General features: G+C 39.0%; 18 protein-coding genes and 1 tRNA gene. 6 read left to right on the top strand and 13 right to left on the bottom strand.

Annotated elements, in window-relative coordinates; all coding sequences use genetic code 11:
• Nucleotides 1–7: 7 nt before the first annotated feature.
• The 5 genes from hpnJ to ACMX3D_RS06570 all read right to left on the bottom strand — a co-directional run bounded on the left by hpnJ (nt 8) and on the right by ACMX3D_RS06570 (nt 6,907).
• Complete coding sequence (gene hpnJ, locus ACMX3D_RS06590) at nt 8–1,453, bottom strand: hopanoid biosynthesis associated radical SAM protein HpnJ (RefSeq protein WP_482750642.1); 1,446 nt, start codon at nt 1,451–1,453, stop codon at nt 8–10.
• Nucleotides 1,454–1,777: 324 nt separating this feature from the next.
• Entirely contained in the window at nt 1,778–2,608 is an 831-nt protein-coding gene (locus ACMX3D_RS06585; RefSeq protein WP_482750641.1) for a squalene/phytoene synthase family protein, read from the bottom strand.
• A 664-nt stretch (nt 2,609–3,272) separates the two neighbouring features.
• Complete coding sequence (locus tag ACMX3D_RS06580) at nt 3,273–4,484, bottom strand: aspartate aminotransferase (RefSeq protein ID WP_482750640.1); 1,212 nt, start codon at nt 4,482–4,484, stop codon at nt 3,273–3,275.
• Between the two features lie 135 nt (nt 4,485–4,619).
• On the bottom strand, nt 4,620–5,804 hold the full coding sequence (locus ACMX3D_RS06575) for an iron-containing alcohol dehydrogenase (protein WP_482750639.1): 1,185 nt from the start codon (nt 5,802–5,804) through the stop codon (nt 4,620–4,622).
• A gap of 581 nt (nt 5,805–6,385) precedes the next feature.
• Entirely contained in the window at nt 6,386–6,907 is a 522-nt protein-coding gene (locus ACMX3D_RS06570; protein ID WP_482750638.1) for a DUF2518 family protein, read from the bottom strand.
• A gap of 17 nt (nt 6,908–6,924) precedes the next feature.
• Between ACMX3D_RS06570 and ACMX3D_RS06565 the strand changes: the two genes are divergently transcribed.
• Nucleotides 6,925–7,080: a hypothetical protein gene (locus ACMX3D_RS06565; RefSeq protein WP_482750637.1), complete on the top strand. Its 156-nt coding sequence runs from the start codon at nt 6,925–6,927 to the stop codon at nt 7,078–7,080.
• Nucleotides 7,081–7,089: 9 nt separating this feature from the next.
• Here ACMX3D_RS06565 and ACMX3D_RS06560 read toward each other — a convergent pair whose 3' ends face one another.
• From ACMX3D_RS06560 to ACMX3D_RS06535, 6 genes are all read right to left on the bottom strand, one after another.
• Nucleotides 7,090–8,205: a Gfo/Idh/MocA family protein gene (locus ACMX3D_RS06560; RefSeq protein WP_482750636.1), complete on the bottom strand. Its 1,116-nt coding sequence runs from the start codon at nt 8,203–8,205 to the stop codon at nt 7,090–7,092.
• Nucleotides 8,206–8,311: 106 nt separating this feature from the next.
• Nucleotides 8,312–8,464, bottom strand: coding sequence for a hypothetical protein (locus tag ACMX3D_RS06555; protein WP_482752288.1), 153 nt, complete (start codon nt 8,462–8,464; stop codon nt 8,312–8,314).
• Nucleotides 8,397–8,543 carry a hypothetical protein gene (locus ACMX3D_RS06550; RefSeq protein ID WP_482752466.1) on the bottom strand — a complete coding sequence of 49 codons (147 nt, stop codon included), beginning with the start codon at nt 8,541–8,543 and terminating at the stop codon, nt 8,397–8,399. The genes ACMX3D_RS06555 and ACMX3D_RS06550 overlap by 68 nt, the downstream gene beginning before the upstream one ends.
• A 211-nt stretch (nt 8,544–8,754) precedes the next feature.
• Nucleotides 8,755–9,222 carry a DUF4870 domain-containing protein gene (locus ACMX3D_RS06545; protein ID WP_482750635.1) on the bottom strand — a complete coding sequence of 156 codons (468 nt, stop codon included), beginning with the start codon at nt 9,220–9,222 and terminating at the stop codon, nt 8,755–8,757.
• 73 nt (nt 9,223–9,295) lie between these two features.
• Nucleotides 9,296–9,463: a hypothetical protein gene (locus tag ACMX3D_RS06540; protein WP_482750634.1), complete on the bottom strand. Its 168-nt coding sequence runs from the start codon at nt 9,461–9,463 to the stop codon at nt 9,296–9,298.
• A gap of 239 nt (nt 9,464–9,702) precedes the next feature.
• A tRNA-Val gene (locus ACMX3D_RS06535) sits at nt 9,703–9,775 on the bottom strand.
• 106 nt (nt 9,776–9,881) lie between these two features.
• On the opposite strand from ACMX3D_RS06535, the gene ACMX3D_RS06530 reads away from it, so the two are divergent.
• From ACMX3D_RS06530 to ACMX3D_RS06510, 5 genes are all read left to right on the top strand, one after another.
• Nucleotides 9,882–10,490, top strand: coding sequence for a metal-binding protein (locus ACMX3D_RS06530; protein ID WP_482750633.1), 609 nt, complete (start codon nt 9,882–9,884; stop codon nt 10,488–10,490).
• A 235-nt stretch (nt 10,491–10,725) separates the two neighbouring features.
• Entirely contained in the window at nt 10,726–11,418 is a 693-nt protein-coding gene (locus ACMX3D_RS06525; protein WP_482750632.1) for a GerMN domain-containing protein, read from the top strand.
• A 498-nt stretch (nt 11,419–11,916) separates the two neighbouring features.
• Nucleotides 11,917–12,084, top strand: coding sequence for a hypothetical protein (locus ACMX3D_RS06520; protein ID WP_482750631.1), 168 nt, complete (start codon nt 11,917–11,919; stop codon nt 12,082–12,084).
• Nucleotides 12,085–12,136: 52 nt separating this feature from the next.
• On the top strand, nt 12,137–12,532 hold the full coding sequence (locus ACMX3D_RS06515; RefSeq protein WP_482750630.1) for a protein tyrosine phosphatase family protein: 396 nt from the start codon (nt 12,137–12,139) through the stop codon (nt 12,530–12,532).
• A 108-nt stretch (nt 12,533–12,640) separates the two neighbouring features.
• The gene (locus tag ACMX3D_RS06510) at nt 12,641–13,000 is read left to right on the top strand and encodes a hypothetical protein (RefSeq protein WP_482750629.1); all 360 of its coding nucleotides are present in this window, start codon (nt 12,641–12,643) and stop codon (nt 12,998–13,000) included.
• Between the two features lie 275 nt (nt 13,001–13,275).
• Here the strand turns inward: ACMX3D_RS06510 and ACMX3D_RS06505 are convergent, their stop codons facing one another.
• Nucleotides 13,276–13,587 carry a hypothetical protein gene (locus tag ACMX3D_RS06505; protein ID WP_482750628.1) on the bottom strand — a complete coding sequence of 104 codons (312 nt, stop codon included), beginning with the start codon at nt 13,585–13,587 and terminating at the stop codon, nt 13,276–13,278.
• Between the two features lie 569 nt (nt 13,588–14,156).
• Entirely contained in the window at nt 14,157–14,408 is a 252-nt protein-coding gene (locus ACMX3D_RS06500) for a hypothetical protein (RefSeq protein ID WP_482750627.1), read from the bottom strand.
• Nucleotides 14,409–14,759 lie beyond the last annotated feature (351 nt).

The raw sequence follows: 14,759 nt of genomic DNA, 5'->3' as shown, positions 1-14,759 counted from the left end.
CACTTGATTAACTAGACTGCGCGTGGGCAATTGCTTGAGTCCGGCGTTCTTTGAGGTAGGAGAAGAATTCTGCACCCTCACGTAGACGACGCACCAGCATTTGGCGGTCAGTAATCATTTCCCGCACAATGGGGATGATAGCTTTAGGACGGAAGTAGAATTTGCGATACATTTGTTCAACTGCATCTTCAATTTCGGCACTGGAAAGGGTGGGATATTGCAATGTCGAGGTTTGAATACCAGAGTTAGCAACTAAAGATTGGTTGGTAAACCAGTTGTTCGCCTTGGCTTGTTCATAAAGTTCTGTCCCTGGATAAGGTGCAGCGATGGAAACTTGAATTGTATGGGGACTCAGTTCGCAAGCAAACCGGATAGTTTCTTCCACAGTTTCTTGAGTTTCAATTGGTAGCCCAATAATAAATGTACCGTGGACAGTAATTCCTAGTTTGTGGCAATTTTTCATAAATTCCCGCGCCACTTCTAACTTGATACCCTTTTTAATGCGGTTGAGAATGTCTTGATTACCTGATTCAAAACCAACTAAGAGTAAACGTAAACCGTTGTCCCGCAGTTGTTTGAGAGTATCGTAATCTAAGTTAGCACGGGCATTGCAACTCCAAGTCAACTTGAGTCGTTTCAAATGTTCACTAATTGCGATCGCCCGATGTTTATCAATGGTAAAGGTGTCATCATCAAACATATACTCCCGCACCTTGTCACCAAAGATAGCTTTGGCTTCGGCCATTTCCCGTCCAACAGCTTCCGGGCTTTTATGGCGGTAGAGATGACCACCAATAGTTTGCGGCCAAAGACAAAAAGTACATTTTGCCGGACAGCCGCGCCCAGTGTAAAAAGAAATATAAGGATGTTGGAGATAACCGATGAAATATTTAGTAATATCTAAGTCGCGGGCATAAACTGGTAGGACGCTAGGCATAGCATCCCAATCATGAATTAATGGTCGCTCTTCATTATGATGGATTTGCCCAAAGCGATCGCGGTAACTCAATCCTTTGATTTCTTCCCAAGGTTTACCTTCTGCTAGTTCTTTACAGGTATAATCGAATTCATTCCGACACACAAAGTCAATAACTTGGTTATCCCGTAAAGTCTCCTCTGGTAAGACTGCCACATGAGCGCCAACAAAACCAATCTCCACACTGGGATTTTTTGCTTTAATCGCTTCAGCACACTTTACATCATTCGCCAGTGATGGCGTACTAGTGTGCATAATAATTAACTCGTAATCTTGAGCAATTTGCAGCACATCATCCACAGTCTGGCTATGGGGTGGCGCATCTACCAATTTGCTACCAGGAACCAGCGCCGCCGGTTGCGCTAACCATGTCGGATACCAAAACGATGTAATTTCGCGCTTGGCTTGGTAGCGAGAACCAGCACCACCATCAAACCCATCGAAAGAAGGAGGATTAAGGAACAGAGTTTTCTTCACTGATATCTCTCCTTAATATTTATTTCAGCCAGATAGTTATCTATCTCACATATTGTTTAATTTACAGCAGTAGATTTCCTACAGTGGTTTATCAGTTAGTCATTAATTCTGACTTTCAACACTGCTGTAATTGATTTGGCATACTTAATTTTGGGCTTTGGTTGAAATACAGACGTGCATTAATCACGTCTGTACTCTATGGTTACTTGCTTTTTAGACTTACGATGTAGTTAAAAATTTGGGTTAATAACCAAAATACACCACTATCTAAAATCAGCACTATTAAACTTGAAATTACTTTATCAATCGTACTGATCAAAGTTATTAACTGGCTTTGACATTTACCGCATTTAATTTTTCCAGCAGGGCAATGACATCACTGCGGCTGAGTTTTTCTTTACCATTGGCTAGAGCATCAATCGTACCATGCGCCAAAGTTAAGGGAATTTGGCAAAAGTGTAAAGCAGGGCCAGCAGGCAAAGCTTGAGTGTAAGCATCCGCTAACGCTAAGTTGCGTAGGGCATACTCTTGCATTTCTGTTACAGTCCAGCCTTCAGGAAAGAAGCTGACACCCCGCCCCATATCTTCAATATGGTTGCGGAGAATGTTTACAGCTTGTAAGCCACGACCAAAGCCAATTGCTAGAGTTCGGTTGGTTTGTGTACCATCGTACCAAGTCCATAAATCAGAAAGTAACAATCCAACTGCACCTGCAACCCCAAAGGTGTAACGATCTAAATCAGACTCTGTTTCAATTTTCCAATTTTTTTCTGCCCAATAAGCCATCCGGTCAGCCATTGCTGCGGTTGCATCCCAAATTCGTGGTGCTATAGTCTCAGGGGCTAATAACGACCATTCCCTTACTCTCAGAGTTACTTCTGCTAAAACATTTTCGTAGCCGCTAAATCCTACGGAGAAAGCATCAACTGCAAAGCCATCAACTCCTGCCTGTAATGTCAGACTAATCTGGTGTAACAGTTGTGCTTTTGTAGAATTATCCAGTTCTGGATGATCTTCAATTTCATCAATGGCACGCATACATAAGTATGCTGATGCGACGGCTTCTTGCAATCCTGACGGTAAAATACTAATTGGAATATAAAAAGTTCGACTAGTTTCTTTGAGGATTTGCAAGGCATCACCACGTAAATCCATGTTTTCACTCCCCTCTGAGTTTTTACACCACATGCAGTTGAAAGTTTCTTGATGATACGGGATACAGTTTTTACTCAATCTGAAAATCTTTAGATGGGCTAGTTTTTCATCGAAAGATTAATAGTCTTTGTATCATAGTTGACGAAAAATTCAAACCTATCAAAGTCATGTCTAGTATATAGGACTTTGGTTACTGAAATTTGTTCTGTGTGATTTGATATATTGAGTCAGCATAATTTTTTGCTGTAAATATCAACAACTATGTTAAAATTTTGCCGTTTATATACCTTAGTTGTTCAGTAGCGATGAGCTAATTGATACGGGCAGATGTCTTTTAATTCTGAGGACATCACAAAACGCTAGACAAGATTTCTATATTGTAAAAATATTATGAAAAAACTAATAAAAGTTGTCTGGAAATGAGTATGCCTGTAGATACCAACAGGTAGCTTATTATAAACGATAGAAAAATTTTAGCTATTGACCAAATAGCTTTGTAGATACGATTTTAGACTAAATAAACAATTATTTAATCAAATTGCGAAGCTTAATTTAAGTACCTATGTTCCTTAAATTCGGAACATAGGTACTTAAAAAAGTGCTGAAGCTAATCCTTCACTATAGTTGAGTGGAGTCTTTGATAATTAAAATCTCATGTCACTTATTAAAGTGGCACAGAAACTAATGTTTCAGATTGATATGAGATACCAGCTTGCTTAAAGCGATGTAAAGCTTCACCCAAGCGATCGCAATCGGCAATCAAACTGATCCGCACATAGCCTTCACCTGCAACTCCAAAGGCATTACCAGGAGTTACTACAACGCCTGTTTGCTGTAATACATTCAAGGCAAAGTCGGTGGAACTAACACCCACAGGGCATTTCACCCAAAGATACATGGTGGCTTTGGTTTTGGGAATATCCCAACCCAACTCTCCCAACCCTTGAATCAAAAAGTCGCGGCGAGTGCGGTAACGCTGTTGCACTTCATGCAAATATACATCTGGCAATTGTAGGGCAGTTTCAGCAGCGGTTTGTAATGCGGCAAAAATCCCGTAATCCAAGTTTGTTTTCAGCGTCCGCAAACCTTGGATAATTTGACTGTTCCCAACGACAAAACCTACTCGCCAACCAGCCATGTTGTAAGTTTTGGATAAGGTATGAAACTCTACGCCAATTTCTTTTGCACCTGGAATTTCTAATAAACTGGTGGGTTGATAGCCATCAAAAGCTAACTCGGCATAACACAAATCATGTACCAAGAGAATTTCATATTTACGGGCGAAGGCAACAATTTCTTCAAAAAATTCTCGTGGCGCAGTGGCAGCAGTGGGGTTACTGGGATAATTGAAATACAGAATTTTGGCTTTTTGGGCAACTTCTTCAGGAATTGCCGCTAAATCAATCAACCAGCCATTCTCTGGTTTGAGAATCAAGTTGTGGACTTGCGCCCCAGCAATTACAGGCCCGCGAAAATGCGCTGGATACGCTGGTGAAGGCACTAACACTACATCACCGGGGTTAATATAGGCCATTGCCAAATGTCCCAAACCCTCTTTAGAACCGAGTAGTGGTAAGGCTTCGCTATCAGGATCAAGCACTACACCATAGCGGCGATTGTACCAATTGGTAATAGCACGGCGGAAACTAGCAGTTCCTTCAAACGGCGGATAACCATGATTTGCGGGATTTTGCAAAGCGGCGATCGCGGCTTCTACTACTGGCTGTGGTGTGGGGCCATCCGGGTTCCCCATACCCAAATCAATTAAATCCAGTCCTTGTTCCCGTGCTTTAGCTTTCAGTTCATCCAGACGGGCAAATACATAAGCAGGCAGTTTCTGTATGCGTTCTGCTGGGGCAATCCAATTCAGTGTCATTGATGTACCACTTCTTGATACAGTTGATTTGTGAATGAAATATTTCCAATACACCACAGTTGGCGGCTGTGGATAACTTTGAGAAAACAATGAGTTAGCAAAGAATCAAGTTTCATATTGCAAGCTGGAAGTATTTCATTCCTCAATTTCATCAATTGTCTTGACAGAAACTCGATGACTTGATTCTCTGCTATCTGTTGGTGCAGTGGTAGAAACCATTGCGGCCATCAGTTGTTCCAGCCCTACCTTGAACGGTAGGCGATGAATGTCAGAATTTGGTGCTAGAGAAATTTCTGCTGCGGTTTTTAATTCGCTTAATTTGATGTTGCCTAATCCCAAATCATCTAATTTTTGGGGTAAGCCAATCTCTGCGTAAAACTTCAACAACTGTTGCCTTGCAGTAGTTGCTAACTGATTACCCAGAATCATTTCTTCTAAACGCAGTTGCACCAAGATACCGAATGCGACTTTTTCGCCGTGAATGCTGCTGTGTCCAGCAATGTGAGTTAAACCGTTGTGTACAGCGTGGGCTGCAACGGTACGACACTGCGCCCCACCCAGTCCGCCAATGACTCCCGCTAGTAAAACGGTAGCATCGACAACTTCTTGCCAAACTTCACTGCCTGGTTTTTGTAGCGCTGCGGCTGACTTTTGGAATAAAATATCGCGCAAAACTCTGGCTTGTTGAACTGCGGCAATGATTAAAGTTTGCTGTAAGTGTCCACTACTCACTGAGGCTTCGTACCATTTAGCGATCGCATCACCAATGCCGGCTACTAATGTGCGTTGCGGTGCTGTTTGAATTAAGTCGTAGTCCAGAATTAATAAATCAGGACAGCGAGACAGCGCCACATCATACAAAAAAGCCCCTGCCTCAGAATACACGTTGGAAAGGGCTGTCCAAGCTGCACAAGTAGCTGCGGAAGTGGGAATTGTCACCACTGGTAACTGCAATTGATGGGCAACTAGTTTGGCTGTATCTAATGCTTTACCGCCACCAACACCGATAATGATATCGGCTTTGTGTTCCTTGGCTGCCTTCCTTAAAGATTTCAAACTAGCTTCTGAACAATCTGCACCATAGGAAGCTTGGGCAGTGTGCAACTGTTGTTTTTCTAAAATTGGTTGTAAAGTATTCTGGGTAATCGCCAGAGTGCGATCGCCAACAACTATCAACGGACGACTGCCCAAAAGTGCAATCTCCGCTGCTGCTGCTGGCAACACTTTAGATCCACGAATGACTTTTGCCGGGGCGATCGCCAGTGCTAGTAATGAACTAGATGTTTGAGTAGATAAATTAGTAGTGGATTGATCAGGCATATAACTAGTTAGGCAAGACCTTGATTTTTATCGATGCTAGTAGAATTACATATATTTACAAAAGGCAGCTACCTATCAACAAAACTCTCTATCACTTGCGACCAGCACCTACTAAGCTGTTAAACATTTAATTTGCACATTGAGACCGCAGGGGTGGCAGGAGGTTACTGAGCGTAGCCGAAGTGGGGCAGGGAGCCAGGGAGAGGGTTTGCAGCTTTTACTACCATGAAAATCGTGCAATTTAAATGACGATTAGCTGAAAAATTTTTCCATTGATGGAATTAGTAAGTAATATCTTAATCTAAAAATAATTTTTATTGTATAGTCAAATACAAAAAAAATTAATGTCTTTTCAAACACAAATTTTATAACGTTGCTTGTATGGGAATATACTTATAAATTAGACTAAATTGACTACAAAAAAACTGAAACAATCAGGAAAAAGCGATCGCCACACAGTAACCGACATAACACAATTAGTCTTGGCGCAGTGATCTTAATGTTAGAAGTGTATGGGTGCAAGTCAGCAAAACCCTTACACCCAATCTCAACAATTAAACTTTTTGCGTCAGTCCTAACCCTTAAGCAGTAGGTTTTGGCAATTGGGCAAATTTATCTGTATAAATCTCAATTGCCATCTCTTCATCTTCCCGTGAAGTCAGAGTGCGTTTGATTTGACCAAGATACAGAGGTACAGAAACCCCAGGTTCTGGATGTAAAAGAGTACGGGCGCGAATTGTCAGATAATTATCGCCTCGCTTACCCAAACGACCATAGGAATATAAATTACTCGCTGCTTGACGTAGGGTAGCCTCTACCTCTGAAGGTGAAATTTTTGGTGAAATAGCAATTACTGCTTGTGTAGAACCATTATCATAAACCAGAGTAAATTTTCCGGCTCCGGGAATCACTGTACGACTCAACGGTACTAAAGAAAGCGCAAATAACCCGCCTGTTAGCACCAGCATAAAGCCAGTTGTACCTACCAGCCGAAAGCGAATGCCCCATTTAAGAATAAAAGCCAGTACTGCTAAGGCAGCAAATACTAATGTGGCAATACCCGACCATTGGGTGTATTGAAGAAAATCAGCTGTTGAGAACATACAAATTGGCTACTTGGGTGTCTTCACATTTTTACAGACACACCTATTTTACCGAGTGCTTACACTTATGCTGTTATTTCTTCTCTCACGAACTACCCTTAGACAAGACGGGGACAAATCAAAATTTAACATTAAGCGATCGCGCTCATGACAGTTCCGGCGATCGCGGCTGATTGATTCTGCTACTTAACGCTTTCTAAATAAGCATCCAAGTTAGGGACATCCACCCAACTGCTAGTTTTATGGGATTGATGAGATAAATCCATCAACAACTGAGAATAAACACCTTCGCGCAAGGATGGAACTACTGATTGGTTTTGGTCAATTCCTTGTAGCCATTGGTCTACTACCCGAATGAATGCAGAAATGCGACCATCGGTAAAGTTTTGGGTAAACATTAACTGCTGTGGGATTTCAATTTCTGTGAGTGGTTGTCCTGCTTGAGAACCCCAAACACGAAAACCGTGAATGTAGTCTTTTTGATTTTCGCTGCCTAACACTAAAGTACCGCGATCGCCATACACTTCTACCCAATGAGTTCTCGGTGCATGAACTACAGCACTAATATTAAGTTGGCAAGGTGTACCATCAGCTAATTCCAGCGACAGCAAACAATTATCATCTGTATCCACTGGTTTTAATGCACCAGTGCTAGGATCAATACGATTCGGAATGGCTGTACTTAAATAAGCACTTAATCTGCGGACTGGGCCAAATAACCAATAAATATAATCAAAGGCGTGAGAACCTAAAGATCCCAATGCACCACCACCTTTTTCTTGAGAAGAATACCAATTCCAAGGACGGGAAGTATCAGCGCGAGAAGAACCCAACCAATCAATTCTAATTAAGCGTTTGTTTCCGACATACTCTGAAGCTAAAAGTTCAGCAAATAACTGCCATCCAGGAACAAAGCGAAATTCAAAATCTACCACAGCAGTCACACCATTTACCTTTGCTAATTGATATAATTTTTTAGCTTCGGTTGCATTTAAAGTTGTAGGTTTTTCTAACAATAAATGTTTGCCTGCTTGTAGCACAGTTTTTGCCATTTCATAGTGCAGAAATGGTGGTGTAGAAATACTAACTGCTTGGACTTCTGGTAATTTGACAATATCATCAACACTGTTACAAGCGTGAGGAATATTATTAGCATCTGCAATTGCTTGGGCTTTCTTAATATCTCGGTGATAAACCGCTACCACCTCAGTTCGGTGATGTGCTTTAAATCCAGGAATATGTACTTTTTGACCAAATCCAGTACCGACTACAGCAACACCAATTACATTTTGATTCATGGTTAATTCCGCACCCTTAAATTAATTGACTGCAAAAATCGAATTGTGGAAAAATGCAGTATTACAGCCGCAATACTGCATTCTATGTGATTTTGGGTAAACGAAGTTACGTGTCACTAAAATTCTTGAGGTTGAGAGCAACTGCTCCTAGTAAAAGCATCAATCCAGACAATTGAGTTGGCAGAATAGATTCATGCAGAATTAGTACATTTAGCATGACAGAGAATAGCGGAGTTAGCCAGGCGATCGCCGAACATATTGCGGTTGAACACAGATGCAATGCTTGATTCCACAGCAAAAAAGCGATCGCAGTAGGAAACCCTGCTAATCATCGCCATTCATAGCAAACATCTTTTAGTAATCACCCTGATTATCACCGATTTTGGCGAACAGCGCACCCTTCTATCATTGTACGTTCCCAGCGAATCGGAAAATTGCTGTATCAACAACTAGGAGCGAATCTGAAAAGTTTGCCATCAAAGATAAACTGAGATATTAACTCTAAAAATTTGCTCATATCAAGTTTTGTTCAAGATTTTTATTGATAATTTATCTCAAAATTCGCATTGTTAAAGGATAACGATAATGTTCTCCATGATAAGCTTTTATAGCTGCAAAACTGACCAGAAACAATTGTAATAAAAGTAATCCAATACTCAAAAACATCCAGACTAAAAGTAAACCATCTAAAACAGATTTAACTTCATTAACTGCACCATTGCTTGTGATAGCAATGCCACAGCTACCCATTACAAGTAGCAAGGAAAAAATAATCACAACTAAAGTATACAAAGTCAATGAGATTTGAAAGTTTAAAGATTCTCTACCTTGAAAGTCAATCCAAGGATATTTAGATTTTTTCAGTCGCCAAATTGCTAAAGGTAATAAAATATTCAACGGTAAATATAAAGGAATACCCAAAAAGACTAATCCAAATAACAGTAGCCATGCTAATAAAGCCGAAAGATGACATAACATTGCCCATGTACGCATTTGTTTTTGGACTTGTTTTCTCATGGCTTGTTAATTAGGATGTGGATGAATGAAATTCCTATTTACCACACTACCTTTAAACCAGCAGGACAAAAGTTTAAAATTTGAGTATTTCTCGCTCATAATTTTCTGGTAAAGCTTTTATTTCCTCAGTGTTACCCAACTCAAACCGCCAATAGGGTACGTCTGCTTCAGCTTGGGGTATTGTCCGATCATCAGGCCGAGATAATTGCCATGAGTTACTCGCTTTTGTGGGGACAGACAAAATGTAGGTAGGTGCGAATGAATTGTCCCAGATGATCAACCAGCGTTTTGCAAAAATTCTTCCAAAAGCTTGTGGTTGCTTTTGCGTAACTAACTTTAGTCGTTACGAATATCAATTTTTTGATACTGATGCAAAGTCTCGCAGATAGAAATTACTTCCCCAGTTACCTTGGTGAATCGTGACTATATGATTAAGCTTATTCACTGTCTACTTAACAAAAAGGCATTTATGTATCAAAATGGGTAGTACTGGACTCGAACCAGTGACATCCTGCTTGTAAGGCAGGCGCTCTACCAACTGAGCTAACCACCCGTTCGCGCTTTCCGTTTGCGCTCACAATTAAACAATATAGCAAAATATTTTTAATCGCGCTAGTATTTTTGAGAAAATTTTTTTGATAATTTTTGAGAACCTTTAAATGCCCTCTGGTCGAACGCACGATCGCATTACTTTGTGGGCTTTGCCGTTTGTGGCGGGTGTGACTTTTTGGCAGACTCGCAGTAGCAGCGTGACGTTGCTGGTGGCTGGTGGATTTATGTTTGGCGGGTTGATGTTTGGCCCCGACTTAGATATTTACTCTCGCCAATACCAACGCTGGGGCTATTTGCGCTGGATTTGGCTACCTTATCAAAAAAGCCTGCGCCATCGTTCTTTTTTATCACACGGGCCGATTATTGGGACAACGCTGCGGGTGATCTACCTTTGCTGCTTAATAGCGATCGCTGCATTTATCATTTTGGTAATTGTGGAAAAGCTGGGTAACACCACATTTAATTGGCAAGCTTTGGGTAAAAATATCGAGCGATCGCTTGTTGGTTATGGAACAGAATATCTTGCCTTATTTTTCGGTTTGGAACTCGGCGCGATGAGTCATTCTCTCAGCGATTGGGGCGGTTCGGCATACAAGCGTGTGCAGAAGCAGGGAATTCGGGGTTTATTTCCCACTAGCAAAGTCAAGAAACGTAAAGTCTCCAGTCGTGTTCGTCGGTCTAAACCCAAACCCAGCAGCAAAAAACCGAAGTTGTGAGGGTGTTGGCTGTTGACTGTTAACGGTTAACCGTCAATAAACCTTTGTGCTTAGTCCTAATATTGTTGCTTTCCCTCACAAGTTCCTCAAATTGTTCTTCTAAATTAAAAGTGTCAGCAGAATTAGCGATCGCTAATCTTGATTGCTTGACTCAATTTTGCACTAGCTAAAAGCAGACTTCAGCAAAAATCGGTCTGATGTTTGTTTATACTCACAGGATTTACAGGAGTTCGTTATGAAAACGCAACGCAACTATCCAGTATATCGAGAAGCGATCGCAGGTTTTGCACTAGTTACATTAGCAGTATCTGGAGGAACCGCTTGGTGGACTTGGCAAGCAACTAAACCGACATCAATCAATCAGCAAACTTCACCGACACAAGTGAATAAATCGCCAGTTGCTTCACTTCCACAAACAACTATTCCGCCAATAGTTGTTCCTCAAAGAGTAGAGGCAATTACACCCAAACCTATAGCACCAGCAGTACAACTAAAACCACAAACTTACTGGTTAAAGGTGGACAATAACCAAATTCACCTAGTACCCCAACCTGTGACTGTGAAAGCGGGAGTAACATCAGAAGAGGCTTTAAAAGTAGCATTTACTAATCTCTTAAATAGCCCTAAAACTTCTGAGTTGAGTACAACAATTCCGGCAGACACAAAGTTACTAGATGTCCGAGTTACTAAAGCAGGAATTTATGTAAATCTCTCACCAGAATTTAGTCAAGGTGGTGGTAGTACTTCAATGGCTTATCGTGTAGCACAAGTTATTTACACTGCTACTAGTATTGACCCAACAGCTAAAGTTTTTGTCTCAGTTGCAGGCAAACCAATTGATACTGATCATCCACTCGGTGGTGAAGGACTAATTTTGCGGCAACCAATAACGAGGCGACAATTTGTAGAAGATTTTTCTCTTTCATGATTTTTCTCTTTCAGGGTCTTTTTCTCAATATCTTAAGATGCACTACTATGTCTAAAAATAATCATTATATAATCAACAATTTTCTGATTTTATGGCATTTTATTAATCAGCCACTCTTCAATAATAAAAACACGATATTTTTAAATCCTTTCAAGTTTTGGCGGATTTACTATATGCGTGAAAAATTAGAAAAAAGCTGGAACTATGACACGATTAAGCTCCTAGAAAGATGTTGTAACTGTGACACAATTACCCTATTGGAGAGATGTTTGGAAATAAAAAATGAGGCTAACTAATATTAAAGAATAATCCAGAAAACAGAATTCAAAATTAATGGGGTAAGTACCTGAATTATCTATCATGGAAAATCACTAAATTTCTGATTTATTCGCTGGCAGACAGAAATTATGCGTAATTTTGAATTTCAAATCCTGCATTTTATTTAGATAAAGCCGTCGATATTTTTTTCAAAACACACATAAATTAGGAGAAGAATTTATGTCTATTTCCAAAATAATCAAATCAATTACAGATGGCGTAGGGCAAGTTATCACATATATCTCAAGTGCCGCTAGTAGAATTTTTAGCCCTAGAGATGATGACTATCCAGCAACGGGAGTGCAACCTTTTGAAGGTGATATTGCTGATGATAAACATAGGCATTAAGTTGTTATATGGGCGGCTAAATCAGTCGCCCTATTAAAGTAAGGCGGCAAAAATGGTCACTGTTAGGAAAATTAACGATGAGTTAGCGATCGCAGGACAAATTACCTTAGATCAGTTAAAACAATTGGCTGATGAGGGTTATAAGTCTGTACTCAACTTGCGATCGCCAGATGAAAAAAGCTTGCTAGATAACGAACAAGAAAAAGTTGAGTCGTTAGGATTACAGTATATTAATTTTCCAACAAACCTGGAAGAAATTAATCATCAAGCTGCACTCAATATCTTTCAAATTATCAATCAATCATCTAAACCTACTTTAGTTCATTGTGATGATTCCATCCGTTCAGCAGCAATAATACTTTTATATATTGCCACTAAACAAGGAATGGATTTTGAACAAGCACTGCAACAAACTATAAATTTAGGATTAATTTCGTGCCATTCATAAAAAATCCATTTTTATCAGCCAGTTATTTATGGTGAGCATGGATATCTATAAAAAATTATAATTTGGTGCATTTTCATAAAAACCTACAAATTTATAAAGGTATTTCATATGACTAAAACTCTCGTCAATCTTACAATATCCGTAGTTGTTAAAAAGCTCGAAAACATTTTAGAAACTTATCCGCATCATCCTTATCAGGAAGCTTATGCTAATCCTGATATTAGGCAAACTCTCATTGCTTATATTCTCAGCAGAATTCCTAATCAATATATCACTGTTGATGAAGAAGAAAAACTAGAATTAATTTGTTCAGACTCTCTAATTCGTTCTTTAGAGCGCACTCTGTACATAGAATCAATCATTCGCCAAGGAATTGAAAAAGTTTTGCGTGAACAGATAGAAGATGTTCATCGCTACATTCCAGAAGTAGTCGATCCCAATTTAGTTGCATCTCATTGGTTTGGCTAAGATGACAGTGGCTCTCATTTCTGCGTCGGAGAGAGGTTGGATGAGAACTCACCTTGAACTAGTAATTTTTTAGTTGTCAAAATTATCAACTCTACAAACCCGATTTTTAAGAAAAAATCGGGTTTTTCCTTTCTGGTACAGCATTGAAAAATACAGCAGAATTCAGGAGTCAGAATAAAAATAGGTTCTGTACCTAGCTTTGAAATTTAAATTGTATACTTCACGTAGTTGACATATACTGTATCAAGTATCGCAAAAAATAAAATTTATAGCAGTCAAAAGTTATACAAATAAAATTTTTGTTGATAAAGATAAGTCAGATAGTATGAAATACTAAAAGCAAACATTGTAAAAATTACAGGAATTAATTGCTTGAGTTCTAATTTACGTTTTTTGAGGATTTCCAGACAAGATATAGGTATAAGAAACGGCCAAAAAATAATTGTAATTAAAGACATAATAAAAGACAAAAATTTATCTTCTGGAGAAGATGTGGGATGACGAAGGGAAAATCTCAGCCAGTTGATAAAAAAATAGCAAGTCATTATTAGATAACCAATGACTAAAGTCAGTTGTATTTGATTCACTGTCAATCCTCCTGAAAGTTACAGTATTTTTCTGTTGAGTAAAGTAGTTTTTGTCAAGGGCGATAAGCGCTTAGACTAGAGGCTAGTTTAGTTGACATCATGGAGATGAAAAGTACTTTGTGAAATGCTCTATTCAATAGATACTGCATAAAATTATTTATTGAATTAGTAGTTCTTCTGAGGTCACGATAATATTGTGCAGCCAGCTAAATACTATGCTAAGGGTAAAAGCAGGTAAAACAGTAGTTATACTTAATGTGAAAAAAAATTGAGCAAGCTGATGATATGTAAATATCAATATCAGCTTGCTATTGATTAGGATTATGATACTTGTTCTCAAATTTACAAAAGGTTATTCTGTTTTGATTTTTTCAACAATTGTTGAGTGTAATTAAATTTACAATAATTCCAAGATATTTCCGAAACTTTAAAGCGGTTTTCATCAATTCAGATGATAGTTATTTATTGTTTGAGAGCAGCTCTAAGGAGCTACTCCATTTAGGGTGCTATAAAATCAAAGATGCAAGACAGATGTGTAGACACAAAATAGCTGAATACTAGACATCGCCTCAACTTATCACATCTTTCACTCCTATCCACCCAGTTATTTTTCTGTGTTGACTGCTATAACTTGTGACTTGAATATTTTCTCGAAGCTCAGGTTTACTAGGTATTTCTTCTCTAACAACTTCTGCTAACAAACCAGAACGCTTACAACTTAATACAGGCATATCTTGCCAGCAATGGCGACAAAACCAAGCAATTTCAGAACCACGCACATGTTGTAAAAGTACTTCGGAACAGCAAGGACAGTAATTCATATTGTTCTACAATTAACTAATATAAAGGTGGTTTTAAAAATCTAGGCAGTCACTTGATCAAACTGTTGTCATTCAAATAACTGTCTATACTTACGAGGATAGTTATGAAATATGAGAAAGTTGTGAAGAAAATAATATTAATAAATCATTCGTAATATTTATACAATATTGCTTAAGTATTAACCTCAGTTATCCTTGAATAAAATTTACAATTACAGATAGTAAAGTCTTTAATCTTACATAAATATATACGTACAAATGTGTGATGAAATAAAGTAGAAAGTAGATTACTAAAGCATTTACGACTGCTAGACAGTTTTCAATCAAAAAAAATGGCGATCGCATTTGTTC

Source organism: Anabaena sp. TISTR 8404 (assembly GCF_056847745.1).
Note: the sequence above shows the minus strand (reverse complement) of the source record. Positions and strands in the feature narration are given on the sequence as shown.